Source organism: Bordetella sp. N, from assembly GCF_001433395.1.
Taxonomy (GTDB): domain Bacteria; phylum Pseudomonadota; class Gammaproteobacteria; order Burkholderiales; family Burkholderiaceae_B; genus Bordetella_C.
This window is the reverse complement of the sequence record NZ_CP013111.1, coordinates 5,060,098-5,073,843: the sequence shown is the minus strand read 5'-3', so window position 1 is coordinate 5,073,843 and position 13,746 is coordinate 5,060,098. Positions and strand designations below refer to the sequence as shown.

Genomic DNA, 13,746 nt, shown 5'->3' with positions numbered 1-13,746 from the left:
CGATCAGGATGTTACCCCCGCACCACACTTGTGTCCTGAGGGGAAAATGCCTGGGAAACCGCGCCAATTAACGGTTTGCGTAAAAAACCTTCATTGATGTTTCATCGAGTTTCATATTGCTTGCAGCGCCACCACATTCTTCGCAGTGCCGCGATTTATCCGCTGCCTATAATTGTTGTCTTCTATCCCAGCCACGCTTACGCCAACTCGTTTGCCGATGACACAACTGCCTCTGTTCCGCATTGCCCCCCTGTCCTTGTCCCGCCGTCTGGTCGCGGGCGCCCTGATGGGGGTAATGATTGGAGGCAGTCCTGCCGCGGCATGGGCACAGGCCAAACCGGCCCCGGCAGCGGCCGCCCAACCGGCACCAGCCGCGCCCGCCGCGCCCCCAGTGGCCCCCGGCAAGCCCGTGACCCCCACGCAGATCGGCGCGACAGGCACCAGCGACGTCGTCCCTGTCGGTGACGTATCCGCGATTCCCGCGCCGACGATAGCCGCGAAGGCCTGGATCACCATCGACGTCAACAGCGGCCAGGTGCTGGCCGCCTCCAACCCCGACCAGAAGGTGGAGCCGGCGTCGCTGACCAAGATCATGACCGCCTATGTGGTCTTCAATGCCCTGGACGAGAAGCGCATCACGCTGGACCAGCAGGTGCCGGTGTCCGAGCATGCCTGGCGCACCGGCGGTTCGCGCATGTTCATCGAGCCGCGCAAGCCGGTCACGGTTGAAGAGCTGCTGCAGGGCGTGATCGTGCAATCCGGCAACGACGCATCGGTGGCGCTGGCCGAGGCCGTCGGCGGCAGCGAGACCGCCTTCGCCGCGCTGATGAACCAGGAAGCCGAGCGCCTGGGCATGAAGAACACGCACTACATGAACGCCACGGGCCTGCCGGACCCGCAGCACACGACCAGCGTGCGCGACCTGGCGACGATTGCCACACACCTGATCACCGATCATCCCGAGTACTTCCACTTCTACAAACAGAAGAGCTTCACCTACAACAAGATCGCGCAATCCAACCGCAATCGCCTGCTGTGGGCCGATCCCTCCGTGGACGGCATGAAGACCGGCCACACCGATTCGGCCGGCTTCTGCCTGGTCGCCACGGCCCTGCGCGGCGACCGCCGCGTGTTGACCGTGGTGGTGGGCACCGACAGCGAGGCCACCCGCGCCGAGGAAAGCCTGAAGATCCTCAACTGGAGCTTCCAGAACTTCGATACGGTGAAGCTGTTCGACAAGGCCCAGCCCGGCATCGATGCGCGTGTCTGGGAAGGCAAGGTCGAGACGGTCAAGCTGGGCCCTCCGGCGCCGGTGTGGATCGCGGTGCCGCGCGGCAAGACGGCCGACGTCAAGCCGGTCGCCGAGCGTACCGATCCGCTGGTGGCGCCGCTGGAAAAGGGTCAGAAGGTGGGCACCTTGCGTCTGACCCTGGACGGCAAGACGCTGCGCGCCGAGCCGCTGGTGGTCCAGGAGCCGGTGGAACGCGCCGGCTTCTTCGGCCGTATGGTCGATACGGTCAAGCGCTGGTTCAACTAGAGCTGGGGCGACTGCGGGACGACCGCGGCGCACCTTGCGGGAGTAAGCTTGCGCCGCTTGGTCAGGAAAAAGGGGCGGACCAAGGGTCCGCCCTTCGCATTTTTCAGCGATCTGCATCGCTACCTAGGAGCAAAACCATCATGATTCCGGGCGTGCCGGGCGACAGCCAGGCGTATCTGAACGGCGAGTACGTGCGTCTGCAGGACGCGAAAATTTCGGTGCTGGACCGGGGCTTCATCTTCGGCGACGGGATCTATGAGGTCGTGCCGGTCTATGAGGGGCGGCCTTTCCGGATGTCCGAGCACCTGGCTCGCCTGGAGCGCAGCCTGGCCAAGGTCCGTATTGCCTCGCCCTTCGACCGCGCCGGTTGGGAGGCCCTGGTGCGGGGCCTGCTCGAACGGTCGGCGACGCCGTCCTGCCTGGTTTATCTGCAGATCACGCGGGGCGTGGCCAAGCGGGATCATGGCTTTCCCGCCGACACGGTTACGCCCACGGTCTTCGGCATGGTCTCGCCCTTCACGCCGCCGGGCGCTGCCGCGCGCGAGAATGGCCAGGCCCTGATCTCCTTCCCGGACGACCGCTGGCTGCACTGCGACATCAAGTCGGTATCCCTGCTGGGCAACGTGCTGGCCAAGCAGGCGGCCGTCGACGCGGGGGTGGACGAGGTGGTCCAGTTCCGTGACGGCCTGCTGACCGAGGCGGCGTCGGCGAATATCTGGGTGGTGTCCGGCGGCAAGCTGATCAGTCCGCCCCGCGACCATCGCATCCTGGAAGGCATACGCTACGGCCTGATGGCCGAACTGGCGGAAGAGGCCGGCGTGCCCTTCGAGATGCGCGACGTGCCCCGTGCCGAGGTCGAGACCGCGGATGAGCTGCTGATCTCGTCCGCCGCGCGGGAAGTGCTGCCCATCACGCGCCTGGACGGCCGGCCGGTGAGTGACGGCAAGCCCGGCCCCGTTTATGCGAAACTACGTGCGGGGTATGATGCCCGGATTGCGGCCTTGCTGGCGTAACCCCATTTAGGTGGGGGCGCCGCGCGCTTGGAAAGGCGGGCGGCGCCCCCATATGACACGCATGAACACGATCTCTCCTGAAGACTCCCTCATCGAATATCCCAGCGACTTTCCCATCAAGGTGATGGGCAAGGTGCATCCGGAATTCGCCCAGCTGCTGACCGAGGTGGTGTTGCAGTTCGACCCCAACTTCGATCCGGCATCGGTCGAGATGCGGCCCAGCAAAGGCGGCAACTACATCGGCCTGACCTTCACCGTGCGCGCCACCTCGCGCGAACAGTTGGACGAGCTCTACCGCGCGCTACACGGACACCATCTGGTGTCGATCGTGCTGTAAGCGTGGGACCCGACTGTCGTGCCGACCGAAATGGGCGGGGTGCCGGTGCCTGAGGACAGGGCTGACGCCGCGGCCGCGAGTGGTGGCGCAATGGCGCTGAGCTGGCTGGACCGGCCTGCTGATTACGAGGCCGTCTGGCACGCCATGCAGGCGTTCACCGACGCCCGTACGCCCGCCACGCCAGACCAGATCTGGCTCTGTGAGCACGCCCCGGTCTACACGCTGGGGCAGGCCGGCCTGCCCCAGCACGTGCTGGCGCCCGGCGCCATTCCCATCGTCCGTACCGACCGCGGTGGCCAGGTGACCTATCACGGGCCCGGCCAGGTGGTGGCCTATGTGCTGCTCGACCTGCGCCGCGCGGGCATGTACGTGAAGGAATACGTCGCCTTCCTCGAAGACACCGTGATCGGCCTGCTGGCGGACTACGGGGTGCAAGCCTGTAGGAAGCCGGGTGCGCCCGGCGTCTACGTGCCTGAAGCGGACGGGGAGCTGGCCAAGATCGCCGCCCTGGGGATCAAGGTGCGGTCCGGCTGTACCTACCATGGCGTGGCCTTGAACGTGGATATGGACCTGGGGCCCTTCGACGGCATCAACCCCTGTGGATACGCCAATCTGGCGACGACCGATCTGGCCCGCTGCGGCGTGCGCGTGGACCTGGTCGAGGTCGGGGAGCGCCTGGCGCGCCGCCTGGCAGCGCTGGGGGAGCGTTCGGGCGCCTTGCCGCAGGCGCTGGCTTAGGGCCTGGGTCGGGTCAGGCCTGGCGCGCCGGCCGGCTCGGGGCGCTCTGGCTGTGCCGGGCCAAGCCGGCCCGCCCAAGCCAGGAATAGCCCGGCCGCTGCCGGGGTCGGCTCGGCGGCCCTATTGGTGGCGGGAGTATGATGTCGTTTTGATCCCCGGCGACGCCGCGCGCGCCGCCCGAAGCAATCGCCATCCATGTCAGCTGATACGCCCTCCAGCGCGACCCCCGCCGCGCCCGCCGCCGCCGGCAATGCTCCGGCCGCCGTTCCTTACGATCCCACGCAGAAGCAGAAGTCGCAGGCCAAGACTGCCCGCATCCCCATCAAGGTGGTGCAGGTGGAACGCCTGAAGAAGCCTGAATGGATCCGCGTGCGCGCCGCCACGCCGGGTTCGCGCTTCTACGACATCAAGCGCATCCTGCGCGAACACAATCTGCACACGGTCTGCGAGGAAGCCTCGTGTCCGAACATCGGCGAATGCTTCGGCAAGGGCACCGCCACGTTCATGATCATGGGCGACAAGTGCACGCGCCGCTGCCCGTTCTGTGATGTCGGCCATGGCCGTCCCGATCCGCTGGATGTGAACGAGCCGGCCAACCTGGCCCGCACCATCGCCGCGCTGAAGCTGTCCTACGTGGTCATCACTTCGGTCGACCGCGACGACCTGCGCGATGGGGGCGCCGGCCACTTCGTCGAGTGCATCCGCCAGGTGCGGGAGCAATCGCCGTCGACGCGTATCGAAGTGCTGGTACCGGACTTCCGTGGTCGTTTGGACCGCGCGCTGGATATCCTCAATGCCGGTCCGCCGGACGTGATGAACCACAACCTGGAAACGGTGCCGCGCTTGTACAAGCAGGCGCGCCCGGGTTCGGATTACGCGCATTCGCTGAAGCTGCTGGCTGAGTTCAAGAAACTGCATCCGGACGTGCCGACCAAGTCGGGCCTGATGCTGGGCCTGGGCGAGACCGACGAGGAAATCCTCCAGGTCATGCGCGACATGCGCGAGCACAACGTCGACATGTTGACCATCGGGCAGTACCTGCAGCCGTCGGAGCATCACCTGCCGGTGCTGCGCTACGTGCATCCCGATACGTTCGCGATGTTCGAACGTGAGGCCTATGAGATGGGCTTTTCGCACGCTGCCGTTGGGGCGATGGTACGGTCGTCGTATCACGCGGATGAGCAGGCTCACGCCGCAGGTGTGAATTAAGCCTTCGGCCATGCGAGAGTATTAAGAAGGCCAAACCATAAATGGTTTGGCCTTCATGCCGTAGATGAACCCCCTGTGTTTCACAGGGGGTTTGTTTTTTGTGACGACCATGTCTGGTAGCCGTGCCAGCGACATCAAGTAAGTCCAAACCATTTATGGTTTGGACTTTTCTGTCATTGCCTCCTGAGGCAGGCGGACCGGGTAGTTACGCGCCGGCGCGGGAGTTTGGGCTTTTCCAAAGGATGTCGCCGGTGCCAGCCTGTTGATTGACGTGGCGGGCGACGACGAAGAGCAGGTCGGACAGGCGATTCAAATATTGCCGCAAGGGCGCATGCACGGTCTGCACGCGGCCCAGCGCCACGACGGCGCGTTCGGCCCGCCGGCACACGGTGCGCGCCACATGCAGCAGGGCGGCCGTGGGCGTGCCGCCGGGCAGGATGAATTCCTGCAGCGGCTTCAGCGTAGTGTTGTAGTGCTTGAGGCACTCGTCCAGATCCAGCGCGTGTTCTTCCTTGACGGCCACGTAGCCGGGGATGCTCAGTTCGGCGCCCAGGTCGAACAGGCAATGCTGGACGCGACGCAGGTCCGCGGCCAGCCGCTCGTCCGCCATGGGCGTGGCCAGCACCAGCCCCAGCGTGCTGTTCAACTCGTCGACGTCGCCCATCGCGGCGACCCGCAGGTCGTCCTTGCTGACGCGGGTGCCGTCACCCAGGCCGGTAGTGCCGTCGTCCCCCGTGCGGGTGGCGATGACGGATAGTCGATTAGCCATGGTTCGCTCCTTTCTTGCCCATATCGATCAGCGCATCCCCGGCGACGCGCACGATGCGCCATTCGGGCAGGATCTGCGCGCCCATGCCTTCGTAGAAATCGATGGCCGGCTGGTTCCAGTCCAGCACGGTCCATTCGAAGCGGCCATAGCCGCGTTCGACGGCGATGGCCGCCAGGCGCAGCAGCAGGGCCTTGCCGATGCCCTTGCCGCGTTGATCGGGATGGACGTAGAGGTCCTCCAGGTACAGGCCGGGCTTGGCCAGGAAGGTGGAATAGTTCTGGAACCACAGGGCATAGGCGACCAGGCCATCGCCGGTGCCGGTGCCGTTTTCGGCGACCAGGCATTGCGCGGCGGGATGCTCGCCGAACAGCGAGTCGAGCAGGTTCGCCTCGGTGGCGGCGAACAGGTGCATCAGTTTCTCGTATTCCGCCAGGCCCTGCATCAGCGCCAGGATGGCGGGAATGTCGGCGGGAGTGGCGGGGCGGATAAGGGGGCTGGCGGCCATGACGTCGCGTCCTGAAAAAGATGGCGCCTATCCTACATCAGGACCATGCCCGCCAACCGGGCACGCCGATCCACCTCCTTGGGATGAGCCGGCGCCCGCCCGCGCCATCACAAGACGTAGCGTGCCAGGTCCTGGCTGCCCGCCGCTTCTTCCAGCTTGTCATTGACGTAGGCGGCGTCGATACGCACCACCTTGCCGCTGGAGGAGGCGTTGCTGGCGTCGAAAGACAGGTCTTCCAGCAACTTTTCCATCACCGTGTACAAGCGCCGCGCACCGATGTTCTCGGTTCTTTCGTTCACCGCGAAAGCGAGTTCGGCCAGGCGCTGGACGCCTTCTTCGGTGAAGTCCAGATGCACGTCCTCGGTCGCCATCAACGCCAGGTACTGCTTGGTCAGCGACGCATCGGTTTCGGACAGAATGCGCACGAAATCCGCGGCCGACAGCGAATCCAGTTCGACGCGGATGGGGAAGCGGCCTTGCAGTTCGGGAATCAGGTCGGACGGCCGCGCCAGATGGAAAGCCCCCGACGCGATGAACAGGATGTGATCGGTGCGCACCATGCCGTAGCGGGTGTTCACCGTGGTGCCTTCCACCAGCGGCAGCAGGTCGCGCTGCACGCCTTGGCGCGACACTTCGCCGCCGCCGCTTTCCTGCCGGGCCGCGATCTTGTCGATTTCGTCCAGGAAGACGATGCCGTTCTGCTCGACGTTGGTGATGGCGGAAGCGCGCAGGTCTTCTTCATTCACGCGCTTGGCCGCTTCTTCGTCGATCAGCAGCTTGAAGGCTTCCTTGACCTTGAGCTTGCGCGACTTTTTCTTGTCGCGTTGCAGGCCGGCGAACATGCCGCGCAGCTGCTCGGTCATTTCCTCCATCCCCGGCGGGCCCATGATGTCCATCTGCTGCGGCGCCTGGGCCACTTCGATGTCCACTTCCAGGTCGTCGATGGTGCCTTCGCGCAGGCGCTTGCGGAAGGTCTGGCGGGCGCTGCTGTCGGGATTGCGTTCCGGTTCGCCGGACGACGAGCGGGGCGGCGGCACCAGGGCGTCCAGGATGCGATCCTCGGCGGCGTCCTCGGCCTGGGCGCGCACGCGGCGCATTTCCAGCTCGCGGGTCTGCTTGATCGAGAACTCGGTGAGGTCGCGGATGATGGTGTCGACGTCGCGGCCGACGTAGCCGACCTCGGTGAACTTGGTCGCTTCGATCTTGATGAAGGGCGCGTTGGCCAGCTTGGCCAGGCGGCGCGCGATTTCGGTCTTGCCCACGCCGGTGGGACCGATCATCAGGATGTTCTTGGGATGGATTTCATGGCGCAGCGGCTCGTCCACTTGCTGACGGCGCCAGCGGTTGCGCAGCGCGACCGCGACGGCGCGCTTGGCGCGGCCCTGGCCGACGATGAATTTATCCAGTTCGGAGACGATCTCTCCGGGGGTCATGTTGGTTGCGGACATGGCGGCGGGGTCCTGATCTATATTGTTGATGCTGAATCGTGAAGGCTGGAAGCCTGAGACGTGGCGGCCGGGCTTATTCGCCCAGCGTCTCGACGATGTGATTCATGTTGGTGTAGATGCAGAGTTCACCGGCCACTTCCAACGACTTCTTGACGATGACTTCAGGCGGCAGGTCGGTGTTGTCCAGCAGGGCGCGAGCGGCCGACTGTGCGTAAGCACCGCCGGAGCCGATGGCGGCGAGCCCGTGTTCCGGCTCAAGCACGTCACCGTTACCGGTCAGGACCAGGGTGTTGTTCTCGTCGGCGACGATCAGCATCGCTTCCAGACGGCGCAGGACCCGATCGGTACGCCAGTCGCGGGTCAACTCCACCGCGGCGCGCATCAGATGGCCTTGATGCTTTTCCAGCTTGGCTTCGAAGCGTTCCTGCAGGGTGAAGGCGTCGGCGGTGGCGCCGGCGAAACCTGCCAGCACTTTGTCATGGTAGAGCCGGCGGATCTTGCGCGCGGTGCCCTTGATGACAATATTTCCCAGCGTAACCTGGCCGTCCCCACCAAGGGCGACGCGCTTGCCGCGCCGGACGCAGACGATGGTGGTGGCGTGAAATTGTTCCATGGTGATTTCCTCGGCTGAAGTAGGGGATATGGGGACTATCCGGCCGAAACTCAAGAGGCAGCGTAAGTTGCGCCGCCACCGCGGGAACCTGTTCGTCCGGACAGTGTACCTACCCGAGGTGCCTCATCCCGCGAAACCAGATAGAAAGCCAAATAAAAAGGCGGTGCCCGATTGTTCATCGGGCACCGCCTTCAATATGCGTATCGCCGTATCAGTCGCCGTACAGCTTTTGGCGCATCTCGCGGCGTTCCTGCGCTTCCAGCGACAGGGTGGCCGTGGGACGAGCCAGCAGACGGGGCACACCGATGGGTTCACCGGTTTCCTCGCACCAGCCGTATTCGCCGCTATCGATGCGAGCGATGGACTGCTGAACCTTCTTCAGCAGCTTGCGCTCGCGGTCGCGCGTGCGCAGTTCCAGCGCATGCTCTTCCTCGATGGTGGCGCGGTCGGCGGGGTCGGGCACGAACTGCGTTTCGCGCAGGTGCTCGGTGGTCTCGCCGGCGTTGTTCAGGATGTCCTGTTCCAGCTGCTTCAACCGCTCTTTGAAGAACGCCAGCTGGCGATCGTTCATATAGTCGGATTCGGGCATGGCCAGCAATTCTTTTTCGCTGGGCAGATCGACCGGCGTATCGGTCGCCGATTTACTTGATTTTTTGGTTGCTGCCTTGGTAGCCATGAAAACACTCCACTATGAATCGGATCTGGGTGGGCGGCGTCAGGCCGCGCCCACCAGGCACTGCTCCAGTCCCCGGGTAAATATCTCCTGGGGCAGCTTACGACCGATGAAGACCATCTTGGTGGATGGCTTCTCGTTCGAGGTCCACGGTTTGCCGGGCTCGGCACCCATCATCATGTGCACGCCCTGGAAGAGCATGCGGCGATTAACGCCTTTCATGTACAGGATGCCTTTGTAGCGCAGCAGATCGGGACCGTAAACCTGCACCACGCCGCCGAGGAATTCCTCCAGCCGCGCCGGATCGAAAGGTTTGTTCGAACGGAATACGAACGCGCCGATTTCATCGTCGTGGTGAGCGTGGTGATGGTGATGCGGGTGGTCGCACCCGGCGTCGCAATCGCCGTGGTCATGATCGTGGTCGTGATCATGGTCATGGGCGGCGTCGGGGTGCTCATCGGCCAGGAAGTCCGGGTCGATGTCCAAAATCGAGTTCAAATTGAAGCCGCTGATGTCGATGATCGACTTCAGGTCGGCATCGCCGAAATTCACCGCGGTGATCGGCGCGCGCGGGTTGATGCGCAGCACGCGGGCACGCAGGGCCTCGTAATCGGCTTCGTTGACGAGGTCTTTCTTGGAAATCAGGATGCGGTCGGCAAAGCCGATCTGCTTCTGCGATTCCGGCTGTTCATCCAGGGTGACCATGCCATGCTTGGCGTCGACCACCGTCACCACCGCGTCCAGGCGGTAGTAATCGGCGATGTCGTCGTCCATGAAGAAGGTCTGGCACACCGGGCCGGGGTTGGCCATGCCGGTGGTTTCCAGGATGACGCGTTCAAACGTCAGTTCGCCGGCCTGGCGCTTCTGGCGCAGCTCGTTGAGCGTGCGCATCAGGTCGCCGCGCACGGTGCAGCAGACGCAGCCGTTGCTCAGCTCGATGATTTCTTCGTCGCGATCCTGGACCAACAGATCGTTGTCGATGCTCTCGGGTCCGAATTCGTTTTCGATGACCGCGACACGCCGGCCGTGGTATTCGGTCAGGATACGTTTGAGCAGCGTCGTCTTGCCCGCACCGAGAAAGCCGGTGAGGATGGTGACGGGAACCATTTTGTCCAAACTGCGCGTGGTATTCATGATGACAGCGAATTAGATGCCGGGAGCAGGGCCCGAGGCCCGGGACGCCGGAGCGTTGAAAGGCGCGCCGGACAGGGCAGGACCAAGGCCGCGAACTGAGGGTCGCATGAGCGACCGGACGCAGGATTACAGCACAGTCGGCGGCAGGGGGCAAACCCCGGGCCTACCCTGGTTTAACGCGAGGATTACAGCGAAATGGGGGCAGAAGCCGACATTTCAAGGCCACAATCGGAAACACGCCAGCACACGGCGTGCCTGGACCTCAATGAGCGTGTCCGTGGCCGTGCCCTGAGCCGTGTCCGTGGCTGTGCTCACCGGCCACGCCCGAGGCCTTTTCGACACCCTGAGCGGCCTGGCAGGCCGGGCAAAGCGCCCGGATTTCCGTTTCATGGCTGTTCAGGGCGTAGCCCGTCAGGGCGACCCGCTCCGCCAGCTGGCGGCTCATGGCGGGGTCGCTGATTTCCGCAACGGCGCCGCAACCGGTACAGACCACCAGCAGATCATGGGGCGTGCCGCCCGCGTCATGGCACGCCGCCCAGGCGTTGACGGCGTCGAGCCGGTGGATCAGGCCTTCATCGAGCAGGAAGTCGAGGGCGCGGTAGACGGTGGGAGGCGCCGCGCCCGGATGCACCGCCCGCATGGCTTCCAAAAGCTCGTAGGCCTTGACGCTGCGGCCTTGGCGCAGCAGCAATTCCAGCACCTTGCGCCGAATGGGCGTAAGGCGCTTGCCGCGCTGGTTGCACAGGTTTTCAGCGACGTCCAGCTGGGTGTTGATGCGATCGGCTGGGGTCGCCTTGGAGGGCCGGGAGGTAGTGGGCATACGGCAGGAGCATACCGCGTCGCAGCGCGGGGGGGTGTGATTTGATATGATATAACATTCGTTCGACGTGTTCTTCCCCCTTTCCATGTCTGCCGCCCCCTCCCAACAGGACTCTTCCGCTGCCCGTCACCAGGCGGCGGCCGCAGTGCCGCCCGCCGTCGTGTCCGGCGAGCAGCCGCGTCATGGCTCCTGGCTGATGGCATCGGCCTGGCAACGCATGGGCGCGGCGCTGGTGGTGTGTGTCGTCCTGTGGGCTTTGACCGGATGGGCGATGGGATGGTGGTGAGTCGCCTGCCCGCGGCCGGCATCACGCTGGACCGCGTCTCCTATGGCTGGCGCGGCCGGCCCGCCGTCAGCGACATCAGTGGTGTGTTCACGCCTGGCTCCATGACGGCCATCGTCGGTCCGAACGGCGCGGGCAAGTCCACGCTGATCAAAGGCATCATGGGCGTGCTGCGGCCGCTCTCGGGCAATGTGCGCGTCGATGGCGCCGGCCGCCGCGAGCTGGCCTGGCTGCCGCAGGCAGCCGACCTGGATCGATCCTTTCCCATCACCGTGCGCGAGCTGGTCGCCATGGGCGCCTGGCGCCGGGTGGGGCCGTGGCGCCGCTTCGGTCGCGGTGAACGCGACCGCGTCGACCAGGCGCTGGCGGACGTGGGCCTGGCGGATCTGGGCGATCGCATTGCCGGCACGCTGTCGGGCGGCCAATTGCAGCGCGCCTTGTTCGCGCGGCTGATGCTGCAGGACGCGGGTGTGCTGCTGCTGGACGAGCCTTTCGCCGCGGTCGACAGCCACACTACCGAAGACCTGATGGCCTTGCTGACCGACTGCCACGCGCAGGGCCGCACGGTCGTGGCCGTGCTGCACGATATGGAATTGGTGCGGGCGCATTTCCCCCGCACGCTGCTGCTCGCGGGCCGTACCGTGGCCTGGGGCGAAACCGCCGACGTGCTTACCGAACCGAATTTACGCGCCGCCCGGGCGTTGCGCGACCAGGAGTTGGCGTGGGATTGAACGAGTGGGTGGTGTCACCCTTTGTCGACTATGGCTTCATGCGGCGGGCCCTGGCGGGGTCCTTCGCCTTGTCCTGCGGCGCCGCGCCCCTGGGCGTGTTCCTTGTCCTGCGCCGCATGAGCCTGATGGGCGATGCCATGTCGCACGCCATTCTGCCCGGCGTCGCGGCGGGCTTTCTGCTGTCGGGCCTGTCGCTGACGGCGATGCTGCTGGGCGGCATGATCACGGGCTTGCTGGTGGCCTTGCTGGCCGGGGTGGTGTCGCGCCTGACGCCTTTGCGCGAGGACGCCAGTTTCGCGGCCTTTTATCTGATTTCGCTGGGACTCGGCGTGCTGCTGGTGTCGCTGCGCGGGTCGAACATGGACCTGCTGCATGTGCTGTTCGGCACGGTGCTGGGCCTGGACGATGACGCGCTGCTGCTGGTAACGGTGTGCGCCACCATCACCTTGCTGGTGTTGGCCGCGCTCTACCGGCTGCTGGTGGCCGAGTGCCTGGACCCCGGCTTTCTGCGGGCGGCCGGCGGGGGGGGATCGCTGGTCCACATGGCTTTCCTGATGCTGGTGGTGTTCAACCTGGTGTCCGGCTTCCAGGTGCTGGGCACGTTGATGGTCGTGGGCATCATGATGCTGCCGGCGGCGTCGGCGCGGTTCTGGGTGCGGTCCGCCGCCGGGCAGATTCCCTTGGCGGCCTTTCTGGGCAGCTTCGCTTCGCTGGCCGGCCTGCTGATCTCGTATCACTACAACGTGCCGGCTTCGCCCGCCATCATTCTTGCGGCAGGTGCCGTGTATCTGATTTCCGTCGCCGGCGGGCCACAGGGTGGCTTGCTGGACTTCTCACGGCGCGCGCGGCGCGGTGCGCGCTGATTTTTTCCACGGAGTCTTTGTCCATGGCACACACGATTTTCTCTTCCCGGTTCTTGCCGCTGCGACGCCGCGCGCTGGCGGCGTTGGCGCTGGCCGCTGCCGGCCTGGCGGTTGGCGGCACGGCATACGCTCAGACGCAGGCGCCGGGCAGTGCGCCGGCAACCGCGCCCACCGGCCCTTTGAAGGTGGTGGCCAGCTTCTCCATCCTTGGCGACATGGTCAAGCAGATCGGCGGCAGCGATGTGCAGCTCGACGTGCTGGTCGGCCCCGATGGCGATGCGCACGAGTACGAGCCGACGCCGGCCGACGCCCGCCGCCTGGCGGCCGCGCAGGTGCTGGTGGTGAACGGCCTGGGCTTCGAGGCATGGCTGCCCAAGCTGGTCCGCGCTTCGGGTTTCAAGGGCAGCACGGTGGTGGCTTCGGAAGGCGTGAAGCCGCGTGACTTCGGTGGCGACGCCACGGGTGGGCATGACCACGCGCATGGCGGCGACAAGCATGACGATCATAAGCATGGCGACGGTCATGGTCACGAAGGCAATATCGATCCGCACGCGTGGCAGAGCCTGGCCAACGGCGCGCAATATGCCCGCAATATCGGCGCCGCGCTGGCGGCTGCCGATGCCGCGCATGCAGATGCGTATCGTCAGCGCGCGGATGCCTATGTGGCCCGCATCGAAGCCTTGAACGAGCGCGTGAAGCAAGCCTTCGCGGCCCTGCCGGCCGAGCGGCGCCGGGTGGTGACGTCGCATGACGCGTTCGGGTATTTCGGCGATGCCTACGGGATGACCTTCATCTCCGCGATGGGCATTTCGACCGAGGCCGAACCGTCGGCCGCCGACGTCGCGCGCATCGTCAGCCAGATTCGTCAGGACAAGGTGCCGGCGGTGTTCGTCGAGAATGTCAGCAGTCCCAAACTGGCGCAGCAGATCGCGCGCGAGACCGGCGCCCGTGTCGGCGGCACGCTGTATTCGGACGCCTTGGCCAAGCCGGGCCTGCCTGCCGCCACTTATCTGGGGATGTTCGAGTGGAACTTGAGCCAGTTCATGGCGGCGTTGAAGCCGTAATGATGAGCG

Annotated in this window: 16 protein-coding genes; 9 read left to right on the top strand and 7 right to left on the bottom strand. The window is 65.2% G+C overall.

Annotated features, from left to right (window positions below):
• Positions 1–295 precede the first annotated feature (295 nt).
• The 5 genes from ASB57_RS21880 (at position 296) to lipA (ending at position 4,834) form a co-directional block, all read left to right on the top strand.
• The gene (locus ASB57_RS21880) at positions 296–1,537 is read left to right on the top strand and encodes a D-alanyl-D-alanine carboxypeptidase family protein (protein ID WP_057656342.1); all 1,242 of its coding nucleotides are present in this window, start codon (positions 296–298) and stop codon (positions 1,535–1,537) included.
• 140 nt (positions 1,538–1,677) lie between these two features.
• Positions 1,678–2,550 carry a D-amino acid aminotransferase gene (locus ASB57_RS21875; RefSeq protein WP_057654117.1) on the top strand — a complete coding sequence of 291 codons (873 nt, stop codon included), beginning with the start codon at positions 1,678–1,680 and terminating at the stop codon, positions 2,548–2,550.
• 61 nt (positions 2,551–2,611) lie between these two features.
• On the top strand, positions 2,612–2,887 hold the full coding sequence (locus tag ASB57_RS21870) for a DUF493 family protein (RefSeq protein WP_057654116.1): 276 nt from the start codon (positions 2,612–2,614) through the stop codon (positions 2,885–2,887).
• 90 nt (positions 2,888–2,977) lie between these two features.
• Positions 2,978–3,625, top strand: a complete 648-nt coding sequence (gene lipB / locus ASB57_RS21865) for a lipoyl(octanoyl) transferase LipB (protein WP_057654115.1) — start codon at positions 2,978–2,980, stop codon at positions 3,623–3,625.
• Between the two features lie 195 nt (positions 3,626–3,820).
• A complete protein-coding gene (gene lipA / locus ASB57_RS21860; RefSeq protein ID WP_057654114.1) occupies positions 3,821–4,834 on the top strand; it encodes a lipoyl synthase in 1,014 nt (337 codons plus the stop codon).
• Positions 4,835–5,039: 205 nt separating this feature from the next.
• Here the strand turns inward: lipA and ASB57_RS21855 are convergent, their stop codons facing one another.
• The 7 genes from ASB57_RS21855 to ASB57_RS21825 form a co-directional block, all read right to left on the bottom strand.
• Positions 5,040–5,603 (bottom strand): cob(I)yrinic acid a,c-diamide adenosyltransferase, encoded by a 564-nt coding sequence (locus ASB57_RS21855; RefSeq protein ID WP_057654113.1) that lies wholly within the window; start codon positions 5,601–5,603, stop codon positions 5,040–5,042.
• A complete protein-coding gene (locus ASB57_RS21850) occupies positions 5,596–6,108 on the bottom strand; it encodes a GNAT family N-acetyltransferase (RefSeq protein WP_057654112.1) in 513 nt (170 codons plus the stop codon). Before ASB57_RS21850 ends, ASB57_RS21855 begins: the two co-directional genes overlap by 8 nt.
• A gap of 107 nt (positions 6,109–6,215) precedes the next feature.
• The gene (hslU, locus tag ASB57_RS21845; RefSeq protein WP_057654111.1) at positions 6,216–7,556 is read right to left on the bottom strand and encodes an ATP-dependent protease ATPase subunit HslU; all 1,341 of its coding nucleotides are present in this window, start codon (positions 7,554–7,556) and stop codon (positions 6,216–6,218) included.
• Positions 7,557–7,629: 73 nt separating this feature from the next.
• Positions 7,630–8,169: an ATP-dependent protease subunit HslV gene (hslV, locus tag ASB57_RS21840; protein ID WP_057654110.1), complete on the bottom strand. Its 540-nt coding sequence runs from the start codon at positions 8,167–8,169 to the stop codon at positions 7,630–7,632.
• Between the two features lie 211 nt (positions 8,170–8,380).
• Positions 8,381–8,845 (bottom strand): RNA polymerase-binding protein DksA, encoded by a 465-nt coding sequence (gene dksA, locus ASB57_RS21835; RefSeq protein WP_057654109.1) that lies wholly within the window; start codon positions 8,843–8,845, stop codon positions 8,381–8,383.
• A gap of 39 nt (positions 8,846–8,884) precedes the next feature.
• A complete protein-coding gene (locus ASB57_RS21830; protein ID WP_057654108.1) occupies positions 8,885–9,976 on the bottom strand; it encodes a GTP-binding protein in 1,092 nt (363 codons plus the stop codon).
• A gap of 262 nt (positions 9,977–10,238) precedes the next feature.
• Positions 10,239–10,796, bottom strand: a complete 558-nt coding sequence (locus tag ASB57_RS21825) for a Fur family transcriptional regulator (protein ID WP_082621752.1) — start codon at positions 10,794–10,796, stop codon at positions 10,239–10,241.
• 85 nt (positions 10,797–10,881) lie between these two features.
• Between ASB57_RS21825 and ASB57_RS31160 the strand changes: the two genes are divergently transcribed.
• The 4 genes from ASB57_RS31160 to ASB57_RS21810 are packed head-to-tail and all read left to right on the top strand — an operon-like array spanning position 10,882 to position 13,737.
• A complete protein-coding gene (locus ASB57_RS31160; RefSeq protein WP_156414234.1) occupies positions 10,882–11,082 on the top strand; it encodes a hypothetical protein in 201 nt (66 codons plus the stop codon).
• Between the two features lie 5 nt (positions 11,083–11,087).
• The gene (gene aztA, locus ASB57_RS21820; protein WP_231755488.1) at positions 11,088–11,810 is read left to right on the top strand and encodes a zinc ABC transporter ATP-binding protein AztA; all 723 of its coding nucleotides are present in this window, start codon (positions 11,088–11,090) and stop codon (positions 11,808–11,810) included.
• On the top strand, positions 11,801–12,673 hold the full coding sequence (locus tag ASB57_RS21815; protein ID WP_057654106.1) for a metal ABC transporter permease: 873 nt from the start codon (positions 11,801–11,803) through the stop codon (positions 12,671–12,673). Before aztA ends, ASB57_RS21815 begins: the two co-directional genes overlap by 10 nt.
• A gap of 23 nt (positions 12,674–12,696) precedes the next feature.
• Entirely contained in the window at positions 12,697–13,737 is a 1,041-nt protein-coding gene (locus ASB57_RS21810; protein ID WP_057654105.1) for a metal ABC transporter substrate-binding protein, read from the top strand.
• Positions 13,738–13,746: the final 9 nt, after the last annotated feature.